This window comes from Streptococcus mutans (assembly GCF_006739205.1).
GTDB lineage: Bacteria > Bacillota > Bacilli > Lactobacillales > Streptococcaceae > Streptococcus > Streptococcus mutans.
This window is the reverse complement of sequence record NZ_AP019720.1, coordinates 1,287,990-1,309,502: the sequence shown is the minus strand read 5'-3', so window position 1 is coordinate 1,309,502 and position 21,513 is coordinate 1,287,990. Positions and strand designations below refer to the sequence as shown.

24 protein-coding genes are annotated in these 21,513 nt (G+C 38.0%); 20 read left to right on the top strand and 4 right to left on the bottom strand.

What is annotated here, in order from left to right; genetic code table 11:
* Positions 1-34 precede the first annotated feature (34 nt).
* The 10 genes from rlmD to FNL60_RS06615 all read left to right on the top strand — a co-directional run bounded on the left by rlmD (position 35) and on the right by FNL60_RS06615 (position 6,529).
* Complete coding sequence (gene rlmD / locus FNL60_RS06660; protein ID WP_002280183.1) at positions 35-1,399, top strand: 23S rRNA (uracil(1939)-C(5))-methyltransferase RlmD; 1,365 nt, start codon at positions 35-37, stop codon at positions 1,397-1,399.
* A gap of 763 nt (positions 1,400-2,162) precedes the next feature.
* A complete protein-coding gene (locus tag FNL60_RS06655; protein WP_002264789.1) occupies positions 2,163-2,798 on the top strand; it encodes a CPBP family intramembrane glutamic endopeptidase in 636 nt (211 codons plus the stop codon).
* A gap of 212 nt (positions 2,799-3,010) precedes the next feature.
* Positions 3,011-3,244, top strand: a complete 234-nt coding sequence (locus FNL60_RS06650) for a hypothetical protein (RefSeq protein ID WP_002267648.1) — start codon at positions 3,011-3,013, stop codon at positions 3,242-3,244.
* 187 nt (positions 3,245-3,431) lie between these two features.
* Entirely contained in the window at positions 3,432-3,617 is a 186-nt protein-coding gene (locus FNL60_RS06645) for a helix-turn-helix domain-containing protein (RefSeq protein WP_002267647.1), read from the top strand.
* Positions 3,618-3,658: 41 nt separating this feature from the next.
* Positions 3,659-3,787 (top strand): hypothetical protein, encoded by a 129-nt coding sequence (locus FNL60_RS10565; RefSeq protein WP_002264785.1) that lies wholly within the window; start codon positions 3,659-3,661, stop codon positions 3,785-3,787.
* Positions 3,788-4,058: 271 nt separating this feature from the next.
* The gene (locus tag FNL60_RS06635) at positions 4,059-4,448 is read left to right on the top strand and encodes a PaaI family thioesterase (RefSeq protein ID WP_002261947.1); all 390 of its coding nucleotides are present in this window, start codon (positions 4,059-4,061) and stop codon (positions 4,446-4,448) included.
* An 86-nt stretch (positions 4,449-4,534) separates the two neighbouring features.
* Entirely contained in the window at positions 4,535-4,912 is a 378-nt protein-coding gene (locus tag FNL60_RS06630; protein WP_002261948.1) for a hypothetical protein, read from the top strand.
* A gap of 33 nt (positions 4,913-4,945) precedes the next feature.
* Entirely contained in the window at positions 4,946-5,353 is a 408-nt protein-coding gene (locus FNL60_RS06625) for an acyl-CoA thioesterase (RefSeq protein ID WP_002267646.1), read from the top strand.
* Between the two features lie 89 nt (positions 5,354-5,442).
* Positions 5,443-6,276 carry an SDR family oxidoreductase gene (locus FNL60_RS06620; RefSeq protein ID WP_002267645.1) on the top strand — a complete coding sequence of 278 codons (834 nt, stop codon included), beginning with the start codon at positions 5,443-5,445 and terminating at the stop codon, positions 6,274-6,276.
* Positions 6,277-6,310: 34 nt separating this feature from the next.
* A complete protein-coding gene (locus FNL60_RS06615) occupies positions 6,311-6,529 on the top strand; it encodes a DUF4649 family protein (RefSeq protein ID WP_002261951.1) in 219 nt (72 codons plus the stop codon).
* Positions 6,530-6,992: 463 nt separating this feature from the next.
* On the opposite strand, the gene FNL60_RS06605 is transcribed toward FNL60_RS06615, so the two are convergent.
* A complete protein-coding gene (locus FNL60_RS06605; protein ID WP_002261952.1) occupies positions 6,993-7,355 on the bottom strand; it encodes a thioesterase family protein in 363 nt (120 codons plus the stop codon).
* 324 nt (positions 7,356-7,679) lie between these two features.
* Here FNL60_RS06605 and FNL60_RS10370 point away from each other — a divergent pair, with 324 nt between their 5' ends.
* From FNL60_RS10370 to FNL60_RS06590, 3 genes are all read left to right on the top strand, one after another.
* A complete protein-coding gene (locus FNL60_RS10370) occupies positions 7,680-7,808 on the top strand; it encodes a DUF4044 domain-containing protein (RefSeq protein ID WP_002261953.1) in 129 nt (42 codons plus the stop codon).
* 53 nt (positions 7,809-7,861) lie between these two features.
* On the top strand, positions 7,862-9,172 hold the full coding sequence (obgE, locus tag FNL60_RS06595) for a GTPase ObgE (protein ID WP_002280058.1): 1,311 nt from the start codon (positions 7,862-7,864) through the stop codon (positions 9,170-9,172).
* Positions 9,173-9,472: 300 nt separating this feature from the next.
* Entirely contained in the window at positions 9,473-9,655 is a 183-nt protein-coding gene (locus FNL60_RS06590; protein WP_002265560.1) for a hypothetical protein, read from the top strand.
* 36 nt (positions 9,656-9,691) lie between these two features.
* Here FNL60_RS06590 and FNL60_RS06585 read toward each other — a convergent pair whose 3' ends face one another.
* The 3 genes from FNL60_RS06585 to FNL60_RS06575 form a co-directional block, all read right to left on the bottom strand.
* On the bottom strand, positions 9,692-11,197 hold the full coding sequence (locus tag FNL60_RS06585; protein WP_002280057.1) for an ATP-binding cassette domain-containing protein: 1,506 nt from the start codon (positions 11,195-11,197) through the stop codon (positions 9,692-9,694).
* Between the two features lie 656 nt (positions 11,198-11,853).
* A complete protein-coding gene (locus tag FNL60_RS06580; RefSeq protein ID WP_002264169.1) occupies positions 11,854-12,594 on the bottom strand; it encodes an amino acid ABC transporter ATP-binding protein in 741 nt (246 codons plus the stop codon).
* Positions 12,594-14,780, bottom strand: coding sequence for an ABC transporter substrate-binding protein/permease (locus tag FNL60_RS06575; RefSeq protein WP_002280056.1), 2,187 nt, complete (start codon positions 14,778-14,780; stop codon positions 12,594-12,596). The genes FNL60_RS06580 and FNL60_RS06575 overlap by 1 nt, the downstream gene beginning before the upstream one ends.
* 190 nt (positions 14,781-14,970) lie before the next feature.
* Here FNL60_RS06575 and FNL60_RS06570 point away from each other — a divergent pair, with 190 nt between their 5' ends.
* The 7 genes from FNL60_RS06570 (at position 14,971) to FNL60_RS06540 (ending at position 21,386) form a co-directional block, all read left to right on the top strand.
* Positions 14,971-15,888 (top strand): CPBP family intramembrane glutamic endopeptidase, encoded by a 918-nt coding sequence (locus tag FNL60_RS06570; RefSeq protein WP_002280055.1) that lies wholly within the window; start codon positions 14,971-14,973, stop codon positions 15,886-15,888.
* A 206-nt stretch (positions 15,889-16,094) separates the two neighbouring features.
* Positions 16,095-18,086, top strand: coding sequence for an excinuclease ABC subunit UvrB (gene uvrB / locus FNL60_RS06565; protein WP_002267621.1), 1,992 nt, complete (start codon positions 16,095-16,097; stop codon positions 18,084-18,086).
* Positions 18,087-18,414: 328 nt separating this feature from the next.
* Positions 18,415-18,747, top strand: coding sequence for a hypothetical protein (locus FNL60_RS06560; protein WP_002261962.1), 333 nt, complete (start codon positions 18,415-18,417; stop codon positions 18,745-18,747).
* Positions 18,747-18,860: a hypothetical protein gene (locus FNL60_RS10620; protein WP_002264165.1), complete on the top strand. Its 114-nt coding sequence runs from the start codon at positions 18,747-18,749 to the stop codon at positions 18,858-18,860. The genes FNL60_RS06560 and FNL60_RS10620 overlap by 1 nt, the downstream gene beginning before the upstream one ends.
* A gap of 190 nt (positions 18,861-19,050) precedes the next feature.
* A complete protein-coding gene (locus FNL60_RS06550; protein ID WP_002267623.1) occupies positions 19,051-19,941 on the top strand; it encodes a helix-turn-helix transcriptional regulator in 891 nt (296 codons plus the stop codon).
* Positions 19,942-19,998: 57 nt separating this feature from the next.
* Positions 19,999-20,463: an 8-oxo-dGTP diphosphatase gene (locus FNL60_RS06545; RefSeq protein ID WP_002261965.1), complete on the top strand. Its 465-nt coding sequence runs from the start codon at positions 19,999-20,001 to the stop codon at positions 20,461-20,463.
* Positions 20,464-20,570: 107 nt separating this feature from the next.
* Positions 20,571-21,386, top strand: coding sequence for a transporter substrate-binding domain-containing protein (locus FNL60_RS06540; protein ID WP_002261966.1), 816 nt, complete (start codon positions 20,571-20,573; stop codon positions 21,384-21,386).
* Positions 21,387-21,513 lie beyond the last annotated feature (127 nt).

Genomic DNA, 21,513 nt, shown 5'->3' with positions numbered 1-21,513 from the left:
CGAAGTTCATGTGCACTTTTTATATAGGAGAACAATGTTAAAAAAGAATGATATTGTAGAAGTTGAGATTAGTGATCTCAGTCATGATGGCGCAGGTATTGCCAAGGTTGATGGCTTGGTCTTTTTTGTGGACAATGCTCTGCCGACTGAGAAAATCCGCATGCGCGTGCTCAAGGTCAAAAAGAACATTGCTTTCGGAAAAGTTGAAAGCTATTTAGCTAAGTCAGCCTACCGCAGTGATAATCTGACTGTAGACTACTTACGGACAGGAATTGCTGATTTGGGACATTTGACTTACGGACAGCAGCTTAACTTCAAGCGCAAGCAGGTCATCAATAGTCTCTCTAAAATCGCAGGCATTTCAGACATTGAAGTTGCAGATACACTTGGTATGGACAATCCAACTGCCTATCGCAATAAGGCTCAGGTTCCTGTCCGCCGTGTCAATGGTCAGTTAGAAACAGGATTCTTCCGCAAAAATTCTCATGCTCTCATGCCTATTGAAGATTACTACATTCAAGATAAAGAGATTGATCGGCTGATTAACTTCACACGTGATTTGCTGCGCCGCTTTGATCTTAAACCTTATGACGAAAAGGAGCAGACTGGTCTTATTCGTAATCTTGTCGTCCGCCGTGGACATTATACAGGCCAAATAATGCTGGTTTTGGTGACGACACGGTCAAAAATCTTTCGTATTGAGCAAATGGTTGAAAAGATTGTCTCTGAATTTCCAGCGGTCAAATCCATTATTCAAAACATCAATGATAGAAATACTAATGCTATCTTTGGTTCAGAATTTAGAACGCTTTATGGAGAAGATACCATTGAAGATACCATGCTAGGCAACCGCTATATCATTTCCGCCCAATCTTTTTACCAAGTCAATACCGTCATGGCTGAGAAACTTTATCAGACAGCTATTGATTTTTCAGATCTGACACCAGATGATACCGTCATTGACGCTTACTCAGGAATTGGAACTATTGGCCTGTCCTTTGCTAAAAAAGTCAAGGATGTTTACGGAGTGGAAGTCATTGAAGCTGCGGTGCGTGATGCTGAGAAAAATGCTGCGCTCAATAATATCACAAACGTCCACTATGTGGCAGACTCAGCAGAGAAGGCCATGGCCAGCTGGAGTAAGCGAGGCATCAAACCAGACGTTATTCTGGTTGACCCACCACGAAAAGGCTTGACAGAAAGTTTCATCGAAGCAAGCACTGCTATGCAGCCCCGCAAAATCACCTACATCTCCTGCGCCCCCGCCACCATGGCGCGTGATGTCAAACTTTATGAAGAACTAGGGTACAAACTTGTCAAAGTCCAGCCGGTTGACCTATTTCCTCAAACACACCATGTGGAGTGCGTGAGTTTATTAGAGAAGAATGCAGCAAAATAGTCCGTCTCGCTTTCCTATTTCTAAGCGAGACGCTCCAAAGGTTCACTGAACCTTTGGAGTTCCGCAAACGCATCACGTTGAAGCAGTATCACTGCTTATACGACCTGATTTATCAGCAAAGTAGAAGTAGATGTTCTGCCCGTGTGATAGGACTCGTATAATGAGGAGGTTAACCGACGAAATATTACGCTAAGTCCGAACCGCTGAGTGCGTAGCTTTGCTCGTGAAAGCTTAGAAACCTTTGACAAATCGTAGCAATGAAAAGCCTTGAAACCAAGGCTTTTTGCAGTGTAAAAGTGAGCATTAAAACCGTATAACTATACGCCATACGGTTTTAATATGTTCTCCAAAGTGATTATTTTTGATAGTTTGATAATTGAAATTTAGAAAGGTTGTGATTTCCTTATCTCCTTATCCAGATTGTTAGTCAGTCGGCGCTATCTCACATTCAATTTTCGTTCTGAAAGGTGATTAGAGCTAATTTTAGGAAGTTGCCGTTTAATTTTTATTGTTAATGTCACTCTCAAGTTATGTTGTTAGTATAGGATGCTGCAATATTGCTGAGCTTTGACTTTCGCTGCATTATATAATCCTAACTTCTGCATAATATTTTATGCTATAATATAAGCGGGAGTGATTAGTCTGTTGTTTTGGCAGCTATTCTTTGAAGTGAGAAGTAAAATGTAATAAGGTATGATTGTCTGTAAAATAAGATTATCTGGTTTGCTTTAAATTATTATTGAATGTTAGGGGAGGATATGAAATGGATTTACTTGTTTCAAAATTGATGGTGAGCGGTGCGAATCTTGTCCTTTTTATTACTATTCCGTTTATCACTTGGATGGTAATTGGCAGGAAAACGGCTTCTTTCTTTAATTGGCTCGGCTTAAAAAAGATTCAACATAAACTAAATAGCAGTGATTTGTTAATCATCTTAGGTGTTTTAGCCGTGACTTTATTAGTGGGGCCTTTTGGTTTCAATTTACTGAAAAATATCAATGGTTTAATGCCTGAGGGAGCTTCAATGGGAATGTTTGAATTTTCAGGACGAGGTGTGAGTGCTCTTCCTGCTATATTGGTACAATCCCTCTTTAATACGTCTCTTCTCGAAGAAGTGTTCTTTAGGGGCTTCTTGTTAAAGCGTTTTTCAAACCGCTTGGGATTTGCATTAAGAAATACAACGCAAGCACTGCTCTTTGGACTCATGCATAGCATCTTTCTTTTCTTGGCTGGTAAAGTAATATTGGCAATTATAATCACTCTTTTTACAGGTCTTTTTGGATGGCTTTCAGGATATATTACTGAAAAGAAGTTTGCTGGTTCAATATTGCCAAGCTGGTGCATTCATGGAGTAGGAAATGTTATTTCTAGCTCATTAATAGCATTTTCTTTGCTTTAATATAAGAATGATGCCTAATAGTATTAATCCTAAGTTACAATAAACAGTTAAGGCGCAGATCTATAGCAGAGATGCGCTTTTTGAGTTCAAGGATTTCATAAAAATGAATGTGGAATCTTGATAATGCCTGTGAAGTCAGAATTTGTACTGTATTTTCAATTATAGGTTGATAGGTTAACACGTATCAATTTTGGCTAACAGGAGGAAGGCAGTTGTTTCATCAAGAGATAGAAATAATAGATGGTAAAACATTATCATATGTAAAATTAAACGATTGGTGTGAGAAAGTGGTTTTATTTTTTCATGGTTTTACGAGTTCAAAGGAATATTTCCCGACTACGGGAAATGCTAAACGATGTCTATTATCATTTGACAGATCGGGGTGGGGGAGTCATCTATCATTTCCTATTATACTATGGAACGACATCATCCAAGAAATAAGTTAACCTGACCTGTTTTGTGTGTAAGACAGAAAAACTGTAGATAAACGACAAGTCGAGAAAAGTAAACTGTAAGTTGGTTGAGTGTATGAAAAGATGATGTTACCATATCATTGCTAAAAAGAAGGAGGAGGGAACTGATGAGAAAACAAACGCTTGGTATGATGATTTCATCATTAAGAAAAGAAAAAGGATGACACAATTAGAACTAGCTGAAAAAATGAGGGTGACAGATAAAGCTGTTTCTAAATGGGAAAGAGATTTATCTTTTCCAGATATTAATTCTATTCCCAAATTAGCAGAAATATTTGAAGTGTCAGTAGATGATTTAATGAAAGTTAAGACAAATACAAAAGAAACTATTGGTAAGAATAAATAACTGAAATTATTGATACTGCGCTGAAAGGAATTGGAACAGCTATGGGGATTGCAGTAGTGGTTTTATCCGTTTTGGGAAGATTAGATATAAAGTCTGCATTGATGATGCTTGGTATTGGAGCAGCAAGTGTATCTGTTGTTTTGTTAAAAGGCAAAAAGGAAGAAAAATAAGTATTTTTGTTGACTGGAGTCATAATTTTAATTTTTAAAGTGAAAAATCATAGATAATTGCTAAAGGCGATAGCAAACAAGCAGATCATGTTAGCTAAGAAATTGAGACAGTTTGTAAGAGTAAATCTGATAAAGAGTGTCTGCCCATATTTTTAGCTATTATGTCAGCAAGCAAGAAGAATGCTTTCTCATTTTGATTTGCTGATGCAGCTAGTCCTTTGTCGGAAAGTGGTATAATAGTAACAGATTTAAATAAGAGGGAGGAAAAGGGATGAGTGATAACCATTTACACGAAATTCGCGTGTTTGAAAATTTTGATATGGTTTCGTTTGAAAAGGGTCATGTGATTGTGACTACGGAGGTAGTAGATAAATCCTTGAATTATTATGGTTTTGCACACGGAGGGTATATCTTTACCTTATGTGACCAAATCAGCGGCTTGGTATCAATTTCTACTGGTTTTGATGCGGTAACACTTCAGTCCAGTATTAATTATCTAAAATCTGGCAAGCTAGGTGATACTTTACTAATTGATGGACGCTGTGTTCATGACGGTCGAACAACGAAAGTGGTTGATGTGACAGTAACCAATCAGTTGAAACAAGAAGTGGCAAAGGCAACTTTCACCATGTTTGTGACAGGTAAACGTAAGGATGATTAAGACTTTTATGTGAGAAAGATAATACGGCTGTATCATTTTTACTTTATTCGTATAAAAAAGCATTAAAAACGAAGCAGAGGTAAGTAATGTCTTTATTTAGTTGGTTTAAAAAAACGCAGGCTCCTCAAAATTTCGAATCTGGCTTATCTTTGACGAGTCAAAAGGGTGACCTCTTAAACCCTAATTCAAAAGAAGTTGAGGAAGCTATTGTCTCACTCAGTAATGATCCAGAAGGTTTTGTCACCTTGTCTTGGACCAGTGTCAGTGGAGATTTTTCCTTTATTCAGGCACTTTGTTTTGATGGTTCTTACCTTATTGAATATCGAACGGCTGATTTAAAAAAGGGTTATGTCTATAGAAAGCCCAATGTCCCAATAGAAGAAACGTTACAGTTCTTTCGGTCATTTTTGGAAAATCAGACACTGACTCTTGATGCTGATTGGCTACAAGTCAAAGCATATTAACAGAACACTTGTTATTTATGAAAGGAAGCTAACATGACAGCATATCACCATTTGGTTCAATATTATGAGACTGATCGTATGGGGATTACCCATCATTCTAATTATATTCGTTGGATGGAAGAAGCCCGTGTTCATTTCTTGGCAGAAATTGGCTGGCCTTACGATAAATTAGAGGAAGCAGGCATAATTTCACCAGTAACTGCAGTTCATTGTACTTACTTAGCAACTTCAACCTTTGCTGATACAATTAGCATTAGTGTAGAAGTAGAAAAGGTCAAAGCTGCCCGACTTACTCTTAGTTATCAAATGATTAATCAAAAGGGGAAAACTGTCTGTCAAGCACAATCGGAACATAGCTTTTTGACCCTAGAAAATCGCTTTGTTAATCTGAAAAAGAATTTTCCAGATTTCTATGATAAATTAGCAGCATTAAGTCAGTAAAGGCTGAAATAGCTAGAACTAACTGATATCGTCCATTAAGCATTCTCAGTGTTTTTAAAATTAAGTTAGATAAAAGAGAGGAAATAATAATGATAGGAATCACAGGCGTAACAGGGAAATTAGGTAGTAAAGTTGCTCAATTAATTTCAGAACAAGGCATCTCAGCGAGACATTTGGCTAGAAACCCTCAAAGAGCAGCTTTATATGATAATGCTGAACTTGTGCAGGCTGCTTTTGAAAATTCTCTAGAGGCTGTTGAAGCTTTAAAAGGTATTGATGTTTTACTAATGGTATCCGCATCAGAAAGTCCCAATCGTTTGCAGCAGCATTTTGCTTTTCTTGATGCAGCTCATGAAGCGGGTGTTAAGCATATTGTTTACACATCCTTTTATAATGCTGCTACTGAAGCTACTTTTACTTTAGCGCGTGATCATGCTAAGACAGAAAAATATATCAAGGAAAGAGGTTTTACTTACACCTTCTTGCGTGATAATTTTTATCTGGATTTCTTCTTAGATTTGTGTCTGAACAATGGTGAGATCCGCGGTCCAGCTGGTAATGGTAAAGTTTCTGCTGTAGCTCGTCAGGACGTCTCTGAAGTGGCGACAACTATTCTAGCTAAGCCTGACAAATGGAAAAATCAGCTGTTGAACATGACTGGTCCGGCAGATTTGTCAATGGCTGATATTGTTCATTTTGTCAGTGAGCAAAAGGGTGAAATCATTCCTTATATTGATGAGAGCATTGAAGAAGCTTATGCATCTCGTAAAGCTTGGGCAGCACAAGACTGGGAATATGATGCTTGGGTTAGTACCTATACAGCTATTAAAGAAGGAAAGCAAGCTGGGGTTTCTTCTGATATTGAACGTGTTCTCGGACGTCCAGCAACTTCTTTGGAACAATTAGTTAAAGCAATAAAATAAGATATTTTAATAATTTGTAAGATGGGGGAAATAGATGATGATTGTATTAACTTATTTAGATGCTTATCAAACAAAAAAGAAAGCTTCGTTTAACAGTATTGAAGAATTCATGCTTTCACTGAGTGGCTGTGTCACTTTACCAGATTCTTATCAAGTTTTGTCCTTAACTTATAAAGGAAAAGATATTGGCTACCGCGGTTTATTTGGTGATCTATACCGTAAGGTTTATCAAATGGATTGGTCTTCAGTTTGAAAAGAACGCGAAAAATTTTAATTGGTTTTTTTATAGTTATAGTAGAATAGAGTCAATCCTATTTTTCAACGTAAAATTTTTTTTGGCTCTGCAAATTTTGATTTTAATTTTCTCTATTTGCGAGCAGAGCGAATTCTAAACGAGACTTTTCTCCGTGATAAAAGTAGCAGAAACGTTGATGTTTCTGCTACTTGGAGGATTTGAGACTTTAGGATCAAATTCTAATTGAATACGAGCTACGGACGGCTGCAAAAAGATAAACATACCTTAGACGTAAGCGTCGTTGGTTAGTTTCCTATTTTGCTATTATCCGTTTAACGCTCTTTGTATCTTGATTTAGATATGGAATTCCCTAGATTTCTGAAATCATCCACTGGCTAATTTCACTTACTATCTGAATCATTAATTAAAGGAAAAATTTTTTCTTCAATCTGAGAGGCTAGAATGCTCTAGTTGCATGTCTTTATTCTAATTTATCAAGGAATCTTTTGATGTTGATAGTGACGCGTGTGTGTTCACCCTTACCGATAAGTTTATCTCCTTCGTAAACTTCTATTTGGAAATGGGTGTGATGTCCATCTTTTTCAACAGCTAAAATTTTGACTTCTACTGTTTGACCAATTTTAGTAGCGGCCAAATGCTGGACAGTAATTTGAGCACCGACAGTTGTTTTTGACACATCTAAATCTTCTTCACAGTACAGAAAAGCTGCATTTTCTATAAAAGCAATCATACTGGGAGTTGATAAAACATTAAGACTACCTGAACCCCAATTCATAGCTGAGTGTTGGGGAGTGGTGACATAAGATTTGCTGTAAATTGACATAGTTGCCTCCTTTTATTTTGTAGAGAAAAAACAGTAATGTCTTGCTTATTATTAGCTTAACTTTAACATATTTAATTTGAAATCACAATAATTTTGGAAGCGTTTCCTATAAATTCTATATTCCCATTAAAGGTTACTGTTGAAGCTTTGGAATCACATATTTTATTGCCCTTTAGTATATATATATACAGATGGAGCTAGAACGGATAGTTGAATCGTGATAGCAGTCTCGTGACTTATATTTGTTATTTGCTTATTAGACTAATTCATGATAATATAAATAAGATAAAAATAAGCTATAAATATAAAAAAGAGGTAAGAAAATTGGCTTTTGGAGATAATGGTCCCCGTAAGAAAACACCGTTTGAAAAATTGACTTTGATTGTTGTTATCATCATGGTTTTAGTCACTGTTGGCGCGCTTGTTCTTAGTGCACTCAGTGCTGTTATTTAAAAAGGAACGCTTACGGGCGTTTTTTTAAGCGAGTTTGAATAGGAAAATAGAATATGAGTATGTTTTTAGATACTGCCAAAGTTTCAGTTAAGGCTGGTCGCGGCGGCGATGGAATGGTTACCTTTCGACGTGAGAAATATGTTGCTAATGGCGGTCCTTGGGGCGGTGATGGCGGCCGTGGTGGTGATGTCATTTTTGTTGTTAATGAAGGTCTGCGCACCTTGATGGATTTTCGTTATAACCGTCATTTTAAAGCCAAAGCTGGTGAGAAAGGTATGACAAAAGGTATGCATGGCCGTGGTGCAGAAAATCTTTATGTATCGGTGCCGCAGGGGACCACTGTTCGCGATGCTCAAACAGGTAAGGTTATCGCTGACTTGGTCAAAAATGGACAAGAGTTTATTGTAGCCCATGGTGGTCGCGGCGGCCGCGGTAATATTCGTTTTGCGACACCTCGTAACCCTGCTCCAGAGATTTCCGAAAATGGAGAACCTGGCGAAGAGCGGGAATTGGCTTTAGAATTAAAAATTTTGGCTGATGTTGGTTTAGTTGGTTTTCCTTCAGTTGGAAAATCAACTCTTCTCAGCGTTATTACAGCTGCTAAACCCAAAATCGGAGCCTATCACTTCACAACCATTGTTCCCAATTTAGGTATGGTGCGTACCAAGTCGGGAGATTCTTTTGCCGTAGCTGATTTACCGGGATTGATAGAAGGTGCCAGTCAAGGTGTTGGTTTAGGTACACAATTTCTGCGGCATATTGAGCGGACACGTGTTATCTTACATGTCATTGATATGTCGGCTAGTGAAGGCCGCGATCCTTACGAAGATTATTTGGCTATTAATAAGGAATTGGAGACCTATAATCTACGTTTATTAGAACGTCCGCAAATTATTGTTGCTAATAAGATGGACATGCCCCAAGCGGCAGAGAATCTTGAACAATTTAAAGAAAAATTAGATGCCAACTATGGTGAATTTGATGACAAGCCTCAAATTTTTCCTATTTCAGGTATTGCTCATCAAGGATTAGATGCGCTTTTAGATGCTACGGCTCAGCTTCTGGATCAGACAGATGACTTTTTGCTTTACGATGAATCGGATATGCAAGAAGAAGCTTATTATGGTTTTGAGGAAGAAGAAAAAGCCTTTGATATTTCGCGCGCGGATGATGCTGCTTGGGTGCTGTCTGGTGAAAAACTAGAAAAACTCTTTGTCATGACAAATATGGAACGTGATGAAGCTATTATGAAATTTTCGCGCCAGTTGCGTGGCATGGGAGTTGACCAAGCTCTTCGTGAGCGTGGCGCCAAAGATGGAGATATTGTCCGCATTGGTAAATTTGAATTTGAGTTTGTAGATTAACGTTGGAAGCATATCTAAGTACTAAAGTACTTGATATGCAAACGGCAGCCACTATGATGATCTGCCTGCCAACCTTACTAATTACGTCAAGTCAGTAATATCGACTGACTTGACTGCATGTCGTAACACTTTTACGGTAATTACAGAGTTTAAATGAGTAATGAGTAAATAGCAAGTTCTATGAAACTTGCCTAACGTGCTTACTAGTTCGAAAAATGATTATGATCGAAACTCTTTTCTTATGTCGTGGTATGAAGTACAACAAGAATAGCGTGTCAGTTACTAAAATAGGAGGTTACTATGGGAGATAAACCCATATCTTTTAAAGATAAAGATGGTAATTTTGTTTCGGCTGCCGATGTTTGGAATGCTGAAAAATTGGAGAAACTTTTCAATAAGCTCAATCCTAATCGCAAATTACGCTTGGAACGAGAAAAATTGGCTAAGGAGAAAGAAGAAGTTAAACCATCTGAAACGACTTAGTCAAGAGAATGGTCAATGGTCTGTCCCATTCTCTTTTTAGTCTAGATTCACTAATTCTGTTTGATTTAATTTGTAGTGTTTATTAACGACTTCATCTATAAATTGTCTATCGTGCGATACGCTGACAATGCAACTCGGAAAATTCTTGAAAAGCTGTCGAATAAGAGGCTGACTGGTTGGTGAAAAGTGGCGAGTTGGCTCGTCCAGCAGCAGGACATTGCTGCTTTCCAAGACCATTTGAGCTAAAAAGAGTTTAGCCTTCTGACCACCTGATAAATAGCTGACAGGATACGTGATTTCATCTCGTGTGAATTGGAGACTAGCTAGAAGATTACGGCAAGATTCTTCGCCCGCACTTTCTTTGAGAAATTGCAGAGCAGACAGCTTACCATCCAGCAACTCTTCGTAGTTTTGTGGCATATAACAGATAGATAGATCTGATTTTGTGGTTAACTCGGTAAGAACCTCTTTAAGCAGGCGCGTTTTGCCAATTCCATTTTGTCCTGTGATAACCAGCTTATCCTGACCGCGAATGTCAAAATTAATTACTTGTCCTGTCGGCAAAGAACGATTTTCCCAATGCAGTAGAACTTTGTTGGCAGGCAAAGATTTAACTTTCGTGAAAAAGAGGTTAATAGCATCCATATCCTGCGGAATTTCCGTGAAGTTTTTGACCTCCTTGGCATAGCGTTTTCCCTGAGACAGGACATTTTTCATTTTCTTGGCCAGCAGCCGACCTGCAACATCATTTTTGGTGTTGCGCAGTTGATGTTCCACACTCTGATGAATGTGGTGGTGGCGTGCCATTTTTTTGGTATGTTCCTCACGTTCTTTTTGCGCGACTTGAAGCTGCTTATTAAAGCTATTCTTTCGCCAACTTTTGTAGTTCTTATAGTTTCCTTGGAAATAGCTGGCGCGGGGCTTTTGGCGTTTCTTGAGCAATTCCAAATGAAGGATAGCAGTAGCACATTTCCTAAGTAGTGCTTCATCATGAGAAATGAAAATAATGGTTTTGTCTGTCTGACTGATAAAATGCTCCAACCAAGTCATTGTGTCCAGATCCAAGTCACTAGAAGGCTCATCAAAAAGAAGTAAGTCAGGATTGTAGGCAAGCATTTTCAGCAGCTGCAGTTTTAATTTCTCTCCGCCAGAAAGACTAGAAATGATCTGGACATCGTCGTCAAATCGCTGACTGTCAAACTGAAAACGCTCTGCCATTTGATAAAAAAGATTAAAATCAAAATGGTCAAAATCTATATCATGGTAAATATAGTTTTTAATGGTTAGAGTTAAATCTTTATCTTCCATGTTTTGTGGCAAGTAACCGATTCGGTTAAAACTATTCTGAATAGTACCTGTCACATCAGCGTAGTTGCCAATCAACTCAGGGCTGAGTATAGTCTTGAGGAGAGTAGACTTACCGGTCCCTTCCTCCCCGATAATAGCTAATTTCTCACCAGAATTGACGACTAAGGACAAATCTTTAACGAGTATTTGTAGATCTTTCTGGTGCGTAATGGTAAGATTTTGAATCTGTAACATAGAATCTGCCTTTCTTTTTCAAACAATAAAAACCGCTACTTTATCTAGTAGGGCTTCTTTTATGTCATCAAAAATAGCAGTAGTCTATACCTTTTGAAAATTAAGATAACAGGTCATTGACATCACTTTTAGTACTGCCTGTGGTTTGTCGCCTAGTCTCACTTTGATTTTCGTTAAGTATTAGTTGCAGTTTTTCAGATTTTGGTGCACACAAAAAATTCTTCTAGATAAAGTAATCCAATATGAAGAATTTTAGTTTTTCAATGCACCTTACCTCCAAATGATTTGTTCTTAGTGTACCAATATTTAAAAGAAAGTGCAAGAAAAGAGTGAGTTTTCTGATTGGTATCAGCAAAATTCCATAAAATTTTACATAATATGTAGGAACACGGATTTTAGTTTATAAAAACAGTTCCGACAGTTAAAAAGCAAGACCGATAATGTCTTGCTTTTTAACTTAGTAAGGGTGCAAGTCAGTCCACAATAGTGGCAAACATTGACAGTTAGAGATATAAAAAATTGATTTAAAAAGTTCCGACGTAAAAGCTCTCAGTTCGATATTAAGTGAGAGCTTTTACTAGTAAGGTGTTTAGCAAAGTCTTATAGGACTTTGCGTAGTTTAGCTAGTGACTTTAGTCACAGATAAACTTAACACGTTAGACATTCAACACTTTATCCAGGAAGTCTTTGAGACGTGGGTGCTGTGGGTTATCAAAGATTTCTTCGGGTGAGCCATCCTCAAGAAATTGACCGCCATCAGTGAAAATCACACGGTTGGCCACTTTGCGGGCAAAACCCATTTCGTGTGTTACGATAAGCATAGTCATACCTTGCTCAGCTAGGTCTTTCATAACGTTGAGAACATCGCCAACCATTTCAGGGTCAAGGGCAGAAGTTGGCTCATCGAAAAGCATGATATCTGGGTTCATGGCTAAGCTGCGTGCAATGGCAACACGTTGTTTTTGGCCGCCAGAAAGGCTGTTAGGATAGGCTTGGGCTTTATCCGAAAGTCCAACTTTTTCTAAAAGTTCCATGCCATGCTTTTGTGCTTCTTCCTTGGATTCTCTGCCAAGTTCGATAGGAGCAAAAGTGACATTATCAAGAACAGTCATATGTGGGAAAAGATTAAAGTGTTGGAAGACCATACCGATATTTTCTCGTGCCTTGTCAACATTGGTCGATGGATCTGACAATTCATAACCATCTACAATAACCTTGCCGCTAGTGACTGTTTCAAGGAGATTCAAGGTCCGAAGAAAAGTTGATTTTCCTGATCCTGAAGGACCGATGATGCACACCACATCTCCCTCGTTAAATTGGACGTCAATCCCTTTGAGGACTTCATTTTTACCAAAGGATTTATGTAAATCCTGAACATCAATTTTTAGGTCAGTCATTATTTAATCCTCTTTTCTAAACGTTTTGCTAGGCGGGTTAAGAGCGTGATAATCACAAGATACATGATGGCTAAGATAGCATACATGCGGAAAGATTGGTAATTACGTGCAATAATGATCTTTCCTGCTTGGAAGAGCTCAATCAGTCCAATCGCTGAAATAATGGTTGTATCTTTCAATGAAATAACAAATTGGTTGATAAAGTTAGGCAGCATTAATTTAAAAGCTTGCGGCAAGATAATTCGTTTCATTGTTGTCTTATATGAAATCCCTAAACTGCGGCTGGCTTCCATTTGTCCGCTAGGAACAGCTTCAATACCGCCGCGAACGATTTCGGCAATATAAGCACCACCATTTAAAGTAAGGGCAATTGTACCAGCGACAAAGTCGTTGATTGGGCTTTGATGACCAGTGATAGATTCAATGAGATTAGGAATACCCCAGAAAATGAAAGCTGCAACAATCATTAATGGGATACCGCGAACCACATCAACAAAGATAGAAGCGATGATTCGAAGTGTCTTATAAGGACTGACACTCATCATACCAAAGAGAATGCCAACAATCATGGCCAGAGCAAAAGATAAAATCGCTAAGCTTAGAGTCGTTCCTAACCCTGATAATAATTGCTTGTAGTTGTTTGAAAGCAGTCCAAAGATGGTAGACTCATCAACACTTGATTCTGATTTAGCATCCTTTTTCTTATCAGAAAGGTATTTATTGATAATTTTATCGTACTGACCGGATTTCTTCAGAGCTGCTAAACCATTATTGAACATTTGAATCAATTCAGGACTGCTGCCTTTTTTAACCGCAAAGCCATATTCACCAGATTTTTCTCCAGGAATTGGTGTTTCAAACTTGCGGCCTTGCTGGATAGCATATTTTAGAACTGCTTCATCATCCATGAGTGCATAGATAGAACCTGAATTTAAACTGTCATACATGGTTGATGCTTCGTCAAACGACTTCAGTGTGTAACCATATTTTGCCTTATTTTTTTCGAGGAAGGTATAAGAAGCAGTACCGTTTTTAGCGCCGACTTTTTTGCCTTTCAAATCTTTGTAGGATACAACATTGCTTCCTTTACGGACAGCTAGTAAGGTATTTGATGTGTAGTAAGGATCAGAGAAATCAAAAATTTTCTTTCGATCATCGGTAATAGACATCCCTGCCATAACGGCGTCAGCTTGGCTGGATTGGACAGTATTGAGAGCAGCATCAAATCCAGGATTTTCAGTTTTGATTTTGAAGCCTTGCTGCTTAGCAATAGCTTTGATTAATTCAACATCAATACCAACGTACTGGCCAGCATCGTTTTGGAATTCAAAGGGTGCAAAAGAAGAGTCCATAGCAACCTTATAGCTGCTTTTAACAGGTTTTGCCTTAGCTTTAGCATCACCAGTCTCTTTGGTTTTGCTTTGCTCATCAGTTTTAGATTTAGCAGAAATCCATTTCGTCATGATTTCATCATAGCTGCCATCGGCCTTCATCTTTTTCAGTGCTTTGTTGAAATCTTTGATGAGATATTCGTATTTGCTGCCTTTTTTAACCGCAAAAGCAAAGCTTCCGATAGACTCGCCATCCATTTCAATACGAAGATTTTGTCCTTGATTAATAGCGTATTGAGCGACAGCTTTATCATCCATAACGGCATCTACAGAGGCAGACTCTAAGCTGTTGTACATGGAATCGCCAGTGTCAAAGGATTTTATTTTGTAACCATATTTATCTTGATGTTTTTCAAGAAAACTTTGAGCAGCAGTACCATTCTTAACCCCAACCGTTTTTCCTTTTAATTGACTGTATTTGGTAATCTTGTCTTGTTTACGAGTAGCGATAACGATTTTCGTATCATAGTAAGTGTGGGAAAAGGTAAAGACTTTTTCACGTTCCTTAGTGACAGTTGTCCCTGCCATAAGAGCATCTGCCTGTCCTGATTGAACGGCATTGACAGCTGCATCAAAACCCGGGAAAGTCATTTTGTAGTTCCAACCACTCATTTCAGCGGCCTTTTTAATAATATCCACATCAATTCCTTTATAGACCTGATCACTGTCTTTAAATTCAAATGGAGCATAAGTTGAATCTGATACAATTTTAACTGTGTCAGCGGATACCTTGGCACCAAACATAAAGATTACTGATAAGATTCCCAGCATCAGAGCTTTAAATTTGTTCTTCATGTTAATCCTTTCTACAAACTTCTATATAAATATGATATAAAATTATAGCAGAATTCTATTATTTAAGCAAGAACAATATAGACTGTTATGTAAGGAAATATAACATGTATTATTAATTGTAAAGCGATTGCAGAAATAAAAAAGATTTGGTATAATTGTATTATTTCAATAAAACAACAAGGAGAGACAAATGTCTAAGAAAAGAATGTTAGAAAGTTACACTCACCGTTATGAACATTTCCCAGCTTGGCTGACCATTCTAATTGCCTGTGTCATGGTTGTTCTATTTTTTCTTTTGGGGCAACTAGGAGGCGGATTTTTAGTTGGTTTGCTGAGTGTGCCTTTCATTGTTCTAAAACCGGAGATGGCTAATAGTTTTTTTAATTCTATTTTTTTTCAATTGGGTTTGTTTATTTTTGTGGCGCTGATAAATTTTGCTTGGGTCAAATGGTATGAGAAGCGGTCAATTGCCAGTTTAGGATTTTTCAAGAAGCAATGGTTTCTTGAAATCTTCAAGGGCTGGGGAGTTGGAATGGGAATTTTTTCCTTTGCTTTTTTGTTGACTTATCTGTTTGGTGGTGTGGAGTTGCAGGTTATTGATTTTTCTGGAACAGCTGTTCTTTATATCTTATCAATTATCCCATTTTGGTTTATTCAGGGTGGGACAGAAGAGTTGCTGACACGCGGTTGGCTCTTGCCGATTATCAATAAGCGCAGTAATTTGCCTGTAGCTATTGGAATTTCCAGCAGTCTGTTTGGACTCATGCATTTGGCTAATAGCCATGTCACAGTCTTTTCAATTATGAGCATTATTTTATCTGGAATTTTTATGGCACTGTACATGCTGAAAACAGATAATCTTTGGGGAGTAGCAGGTCTTCACGGAGCCTGGAATTTTACGCAAGGCAATATCTTTGGAGTTGCGGTTAGTGGGATGGATACAGGCAGATCACTGTTTCGTTTTGTGAATAAGGCTAATGCAGCAAAGTGGATCTCAGGCGGCCAGTTTGGGACAGAAGGTAGCCTATTAACCAGTCTTGTTCTTCTTGTAGGAATTATCGTGCTTGTTCTTTTGATCAAGAAAGACCTGACTGTCAAAAGGCCTTAAATTGTAATATGTTTGGCAATAGTAGAACTGTGAAAATAATGGTTTATTTATTATCAGCCTTCAATCATTGTTAGTATAATAGTTGACTGGTATGGGAGAGTTGCACAGAACTCTGTTTTATTTATAAGAGTTCTGTGCAGCTCTCTTTTTTTCTTTTAGCTTTTTCTTGTGATAAAATAGAGAGTAGAAAACGAGGTAAATACATCATGATAGATAGGAAAGATAATAACCAGTTTCATCTGGTTTCAAAATATGAGCCGTCTGGTGATCAGCCTGAGGCCATTGAGGCTTTGGTTGACAATATTGAAGGTGGTGAGAAAGCGCAAATTCTCAAAGGGGCGACTGGGACGGGGAAAACCTATACCATGAGTCAAGTTATTCAAAAAGTCAATAAACCGACTTTAGTCATCGCTCATAATAAAACTCTAGCTGGTCAGCTTTACGGTGAATTTAAGGAATTTTTCCCAGATAATGCAGTTGAGTATTTTGTTTCTTACTATGATTATTATCAGCCTGAAGCCTATGTGCCATCAAGTGATACCTATATTGAAAAAGATAGTTCAGTTAATGATGAGATTGATAAGCTCCGACATTCGGCAACATCTGCCCTTTTGGAACGCAATGATGTCATTGTCGTAGCATCCGTCTCCTGTATTTATGGTTTAGGGTCGCCCAAGGAATATGCAGATAGCGTGGTTAGTCTGCGTCCCAGTCAGGAGATTTCTCGTGACCAATTGTTAAATGATTTGGTAGATATTCAGTTTGAGCGCAACGATATTGATTTCCAGCGGGGACGTTTTCGTGTGCGCGGCGATGTGGTGGAAATTTTTCCAGCATCACGTGATGAACATGCTTTTCGTGTGGAATTTTTCGGTGATGAGATTGATCGTATCAGAGAAATTGAGAGTTTAACAGGTCGTGTTCTTGGTGAAGTAGATCACTTGGCTATTTTTCCGGCGACTCACTTTATGACTAACGATGAGCACATGGAAGTGGCTATTGCCAAGATTCAAAGGGAAATGGAAGAGCAAGTCAGGTTTTTTGAAGCAGAAGGGAAATTGATTGAAGCACAGCGTATTCGCCAAAGAACAGAGTATGATGTGGAAATGCTGCGGGAGATGGGCTATACTAGCGGCGTTGAAAACTATTCGCGTCATATGGATGGCCGCAGTGAGGGAGAACCGCCTTATACACTTCTTGACTTTTTTCCAGAGGATTTCCTCATCGTGATCGATGAAAGCCACATGACTATGGGGCAGATTAAAGGTATGTATAATGGTGACCGATCGCGCAAGGAGATGTTGGTCAACTATGGTTTTCGTCTGCCAAGTGCGCTGGACAATCGACCGCTGCGTCGAGAAGAATTTGAAAGCCATGTCCATCAGATTGTCTATGTTTCAGCAACACCAGGTGACTATGAGATGGAGCAGACGGACACGGTTATTGAGCAAATTATCCGTCCGACTGGTCTCTTGGATCCAGAAGTGGAAGTTCGGCCAACCATGGGACAGATGGATGATCTGCTGGGTGAAATCAATAGCAGAACTGATAAAGGCGAGCGGATCTTTATTACAACCTTAACCAAGAAAATGGCGGAAGATTTGACCGACTACCTCAAGGAAATGGGGGTCAAAGTCAAGTACATGCATTCTGACATCAAGACTCTGGAACGTACTGAAATTATCCGCGACCTTCGTTTAGGTGTTTTTGATGTTCTTATCGGTATCAATTTGCTGCGCGAAGGTATTGATGTGCCAGAGGTTAGTCTGGTTGCCATTCTTGATGCAGACAAAGAAGGTTTTCTCCGCAATGAACGTGGTCTTATCCAGACCATTGGACGGGCTGCGCGCAACAGTCAAGGACATGTTATTATGTATGCTGATACTGTGACGCAGTCCATGCGTCGCGCTATTGATGAGACCCACCGCCGCCGCCAAATCCAAATGGCTTACAATGAAGAGCATGGTATTATTCCACAAACCATCAAAAAAGATATCCGCGATCTTATCGCGATTACAAAAGCAAATGATTCTGAAGTGGCTGAGGAGGCTGTGGATTATAATGCAATGACCAAATCTGAACGTCAAGAAGCCATCAAGAAACTGCAAAAACAAATGCAAGAAGCAGCTGAACTGCTTGATTTTGAACTGGCTGCTCAAATCCGCGATATGGTTTTAGAATTGAAGGCGATGGATTAGATAGGAGCATAGTATATGTTTAGATTAGTAAATGGTAGAGAAGATTATTTGGAATTTTCACATTACACATTATATTGATGGCAATAATTTAGCGGTGAGGTGAGGCAAAGAGTAAGGGATTTGCGAAATGAGCTATTTATTGACGCCATGTAAAAAAGTCAGATGCTATGTTTTCTAAAACAATGACAAAAAGATTGATTAAGGTAATTGGTGTCAGTCTTGTCTGGTTAGTGCTTTTTGGACTGTAGGCTTGTCCCATGATTTATTTAGCAAATACTTGGGTGAAAAGGCATGATTATCGCAGGCAACCGGCAGTCTACTGAATATTGTGGGATTAGTGGTACTCGCTTATACACATCAGGATTTGACTAGGAAAACATTTCAGGTCAAACAAAAACAGCTGTTTTGGCTCTATGTCATCTTAATTTTAGCTGCTATCAGCCTGCCTTGGCATTACCATTGGACTGATTTACCAGTGACCTATTATTTGCTGTTTACAACGGTGTCAGTCATCTGCATCTGGCAGGATTACCTTATTTTCGGTCTTTTTCAGCGCTATTTACAGCAAGAATTATCTTTTAAGTGGCGAATCGTTTTTTATCGTTTTTGTTTATATCGGGACATTTTCTTTATATTTCACATTTTGGAAACAGTCCTTTAATGGCTATCTTGACCTTTTTTATGGCTTTACTTTTTACTTATCTCAAGGAAAAGGCTCAAACCCTGTATTGGCCACTTTTTCTTCACTTAATGTTTTACTTTGTAACAGCTTAGAGAAATATTTGAGCATCAAAAAATATTTTTAGAAATAGGTGAAAAAACACTGTAAAATGAGCTAATATTTAAAAATGCTACGGAAAGTAGCGGTAATTTTGGCAAATGTTATCAGTAGTTGCTTGTTTGCCATGTTTTTTTCGATTAGACTTGGCTTGTTCATTAATGACAAATAATTTTTAGGAGGAAAATGATTATGACATTTGAAACACGTTTACGTGATTATCGGAAACAATTAGGTTTATCGCAAGAAAAATTAGCGGAGGAGCTCCATATTTCCAGACAAGCTATTACCAAATGGGAGTCAGGTGCAGGAACACCAGATGTTGTCAATTTAATGGCTCTTTCTGACTTTTTTCAAGTTTCAATAGATCAATTGCTCTTTGGCAAAGAAGCTAATCGCCAGTCGAAAGACTTTATTTATGAAAGTAGTACTGAATATGATATTGATGGGGAAAAAGATTTTGACATTCAGTTAGGTGGTGCCTATCAAATTAGTATGCAAGCTGTAGAGAGTGAAAAAGTTAAAGTTAAACTTCTCAGTAATACTTTAAATCAATTGGAAGAACACTTTAAAATTAAAATTGACGATGTTAAAAATAAGATTGATATTGATTTAAAGAGGTTAGGAGATATGACAGAAGCCATTGCTAAGGAGAATCTAAGGATTGCAGTTTTTCTGCCTGAAAAATATCTTGGGAAAATTGAACTTGCAGTTAATTGCAGAGAATTAATACTCACTAATATCTGTTGTCATCGTTTTGAATTGAGTGGAAAAGTTTCAACGATTACTGTTGATGGCGGTGTCGGAGAAATGGAATTTGATAGCAATTTAGATATGTTTATCGATATTCTATCTCATCAAGGTGAGATTGCTCTCAATCAGCTTTCAGCGACATCTAAGATTCAAGTGCCTAAAGATTATCTTTTCCAAGCTGTTAAAAAAGGCCTTGCCACAAAAATATCCTATGAAGAAAATGGGAAAGCGAGTGATGATTTTTCTCTCCAAGATTGTGAAAATGTCCTTGAATTAAATGGTTTTAAGAGCGAATTGGTCATTTCAAGAAATTTAAGTGATTAAGTGTTAACTATGTTATAATGGATTCCATTAATTAAAAGAATCATAAAGGAGAACCCCGTGTCCCGTACCTCTCAAGTCATCCTAACTAATATGTGTTTAATTGAAGACGGCAATGGAAATATTGTTATGCAAATTCGTGATCCTAAGCGTTATTCTTGGTCTGGTGCTGCCCTGCCTGGCGGGCACATTGAAGAACATGAAGGTTTAGTGGAATCTGTTATTCGCGAAGTCAAAGAAGAGACAGGATTAACCATTCATCATCCACAGTTGGTTGGGATGAAGCATTGGTATACCAAGGAAGATGTTCGTTATCTGGTTTTTCTTTATCGGACATCTGATTTTGAAGGTGACTTGCAGTCTTCTGCTGAAGGACAAGTGCGTTGGGTAGCAAGAAAAGAGTTGGCAGAGCTTGATTTGGCTTATGATATGCTTAATCTGCTGCGCGTGTTTGAAGAAAAAAACTTATCTGAACTCTTTTATCGTGAACGCCTAGCAGATGATTTTGTCAAAGAGTTTTGGTAAGAAGTACTATTTTTAAGATACAATGGATTTTTATAAAAAAATACTTGACAAATGAATAAATATGAATTAAAATAGTTTTATCTTACAAATAAGAATTGAGGAATATCATGAAAAAGCTAAAAAAAATTTTGCTGGGAATTATTGCTGCCTTAATGCTAGTCACCCTTGCTGCCTGTAGTTCGTCATCTAAGGATGATTCGCTGCAAAAAATTAAGAACAAAGGTAAGATTGTTGTTGCCATGAATCCTGAGTTTGCACCTTTTGAGTTCAAGACCTTGGTCAATGGTAAAGATACGATTGTTGGTGCCGATGTTGAAATCGCTAAGGCTATTGCCAAAGAATTGGGGGTCAAAGTTGAATTTTCTGCTATGTCTTTCAATAATGTGTTGTCCAGTGTTCAATCTGGCAAAGCAGATATTGGTATTTCAGGAATTTCTGCCACAAAAGAACGTCAAAAAGTTTATGACTTTTCAGATACTTATTATGAATCTGTCAATGTTGTTATTGTTAAAAAATCAGAATTAGCTAAATATAAGAAAACCAATTCTCTCAAGGGTTTATCAGTAGCCACTCAAAAAGGAACAATCCAAGAAACCGTTGCTAAGGAGCAATTAACGGGTGCTAAAATCGTTTCTCTTGTCCAAAATGGTGAAATGATTAATGAATTGAAATCAGGTCAAGTCAATGGCGTTGTTTTAGAAAAGCCAATTGCGGAAGGTTATGTTGCTAAAAACGATGATTTGGCTATTGCTCAAATTAAGTTAAAATCAAGTTCATCAGATGCTTATGCTGTAGCTATGCCTAAGGGAAGCAGTGCACTTAAGAAGAAAGTGGATAAAGTTATCAAAAAACTTAAAAAAGCAAATAAGATTGATAAGTTTGTCAAAGATGCCTATAATTTATCTGTATCAGGTGGGAAATAAAATTTAAGTAAAGCCTTCACAATTTATAGTTGGAGTGCGAAATAGTCAATCATTAGAATAATATGCTAATGAGTTGGATGCTGGGATAGACAGGCATGATTGCTGTGCAATTTGCCTATTTGTCCCG

Excerpts from the sequence above, each read along its gene's own strand:
- FNL60_RS06625 (WP_002267646.1), top strand. The coding sequence starts at position 4,946 with ATGACAGCATATCACCATTTGGTTCAATATTATGAGACTGATCGTATG.
- FNL60_RS06615 (WP_002261951.1), top strand. The coding sequence starts at position 6,311 with ATGATGATTGTATTAACTTATTTAGATGCTTATCAAACAAAAAAGAAA.
- FNL60_RS06620 (WP_002267645.1), top strand. The coding sequence starts at position 5,443 with ATGATAGGAATCACAGGCGTAACAGGGAAATTAGGTAGTAAAGTTGCT.
- FNL60_RS06570 (WP_002280055.1), top strand. The coding sequence starts at position 14,971 with ATGTCTAAGAAAAGAATGTTAGAAAGTTACACTCACCGTTATGAACAT.
- FNL60_RS10620 (WP_002264165.1), top strand. The coding sequence starts at position 18,747 with ATGGCTATCTTGACCTTTTTTATGGCTTTACTTTTTACTTATCTCAAG.
- FNL60_RS06585 (WP_002280057.1), bottom strand. The coding sequence starts at position 11,197 with ATGTTACAGATTCAAAATCTTACCATTACGCACCAGAAAGATCTACAA.
- FNL60_RS06630 (WP_002261948.1), top strand. The coding sequence starts at position 4,535 with ATGTCTTTATTTAGTTGGTTTAAAAAAACGCAGGCTCCTCAAAATTTC.
- FNL60_RS06580 (WP_002264169.1), bottom strand. The coding sequence starts at position 12,594 with ATGACTGACCTAAAAATTGATGTTCAGGATTTACATAAATCCTTTGGT.
- uvrB (WP_002267621.1), top strand. The coding sequence starts at position 16,095 with ATGATAGATAGGAAAGATAATAACCAGTTTCATCTGGTTTCAAAATAT.
- FNL60_RS06645 (WP_002267647.1), top strand. The coding sequence starts at position 3,432 with ATGACACAATTAGAACTAGCTGAAAAAATGAGGGTGACAGATAAAGCT.
- rlmD (WP_002280183.1), top strand. The coding sequence starts at position 35 with ATGTTAAAAAAGAATGATATTGTAGAAGTTGAGATTAGTGATCTCAGT.
- FNL60_RS10565 (WP_002264785.1), top strand. The coding sequence starts at position 3,659 with ATGGGGATTGCAGTAGTGGTTTTATCCGTTTTGGGAAGATTAGATATA.
- FNL60_RS06635 (WP_002261947.1), top strand. The coding sequence starts at position 4,059 with ATGAGTGATAACCATTTACACGAAATTCGCGTGTTTGAAAATTTTGAT.
- FNL60_RS06575 (WP_002280056.1), bottom strand. The coding sequence starts at position 14,780 with ATGAAGAACAAATTTAAAGCTCTGATGCTGGGAATCTTATCAGTAATC.
- FNL60_RS06590 (WP_002265560.1), top strand. The coding sequence starts at position 9,473 with ATGGGAGATAAACCCATATCTTTTAAAGATAAAGATGGTAATTTTGTT.
- FNL60_RS06540 (WP_002261966.1), top strand. The coding sequence starts at position 20,571 with ATGAAAAAGCTAAAAAAAATTTTGCTGGGAATTATTGCTGCCTTAATG.
- FNL60_RS06550 (WP_002267623.1), top strand. The coding sequence starts at position 19,051 with ATGATTATGACATTTGAAACACGTTTACGTGATTATCGGAAACAATTA.
- FNL60_RS06605 (WP_002261952.1), bottom strand. The coding sequence starts at position 7,355 with ATGTCAATTTACAGCAAATCTTATGTCACCACTCCCCAACACTCAGCT.
- FNL60_RS06655 (WP_002264789.1), top strand. The coding sequence starts at position 2,163 with ATGGATTTACTTGTTTCAAAATTGATGGTGAGCGGTGCGAATCTTGTC.
- obgE (WP_002280058.1), top strand. The coding sequence starts at position 7,862 with ATGAGTATGTTTTTAGATACTGCCAAAGTTTCAGTTAAGGCTGGTCGC.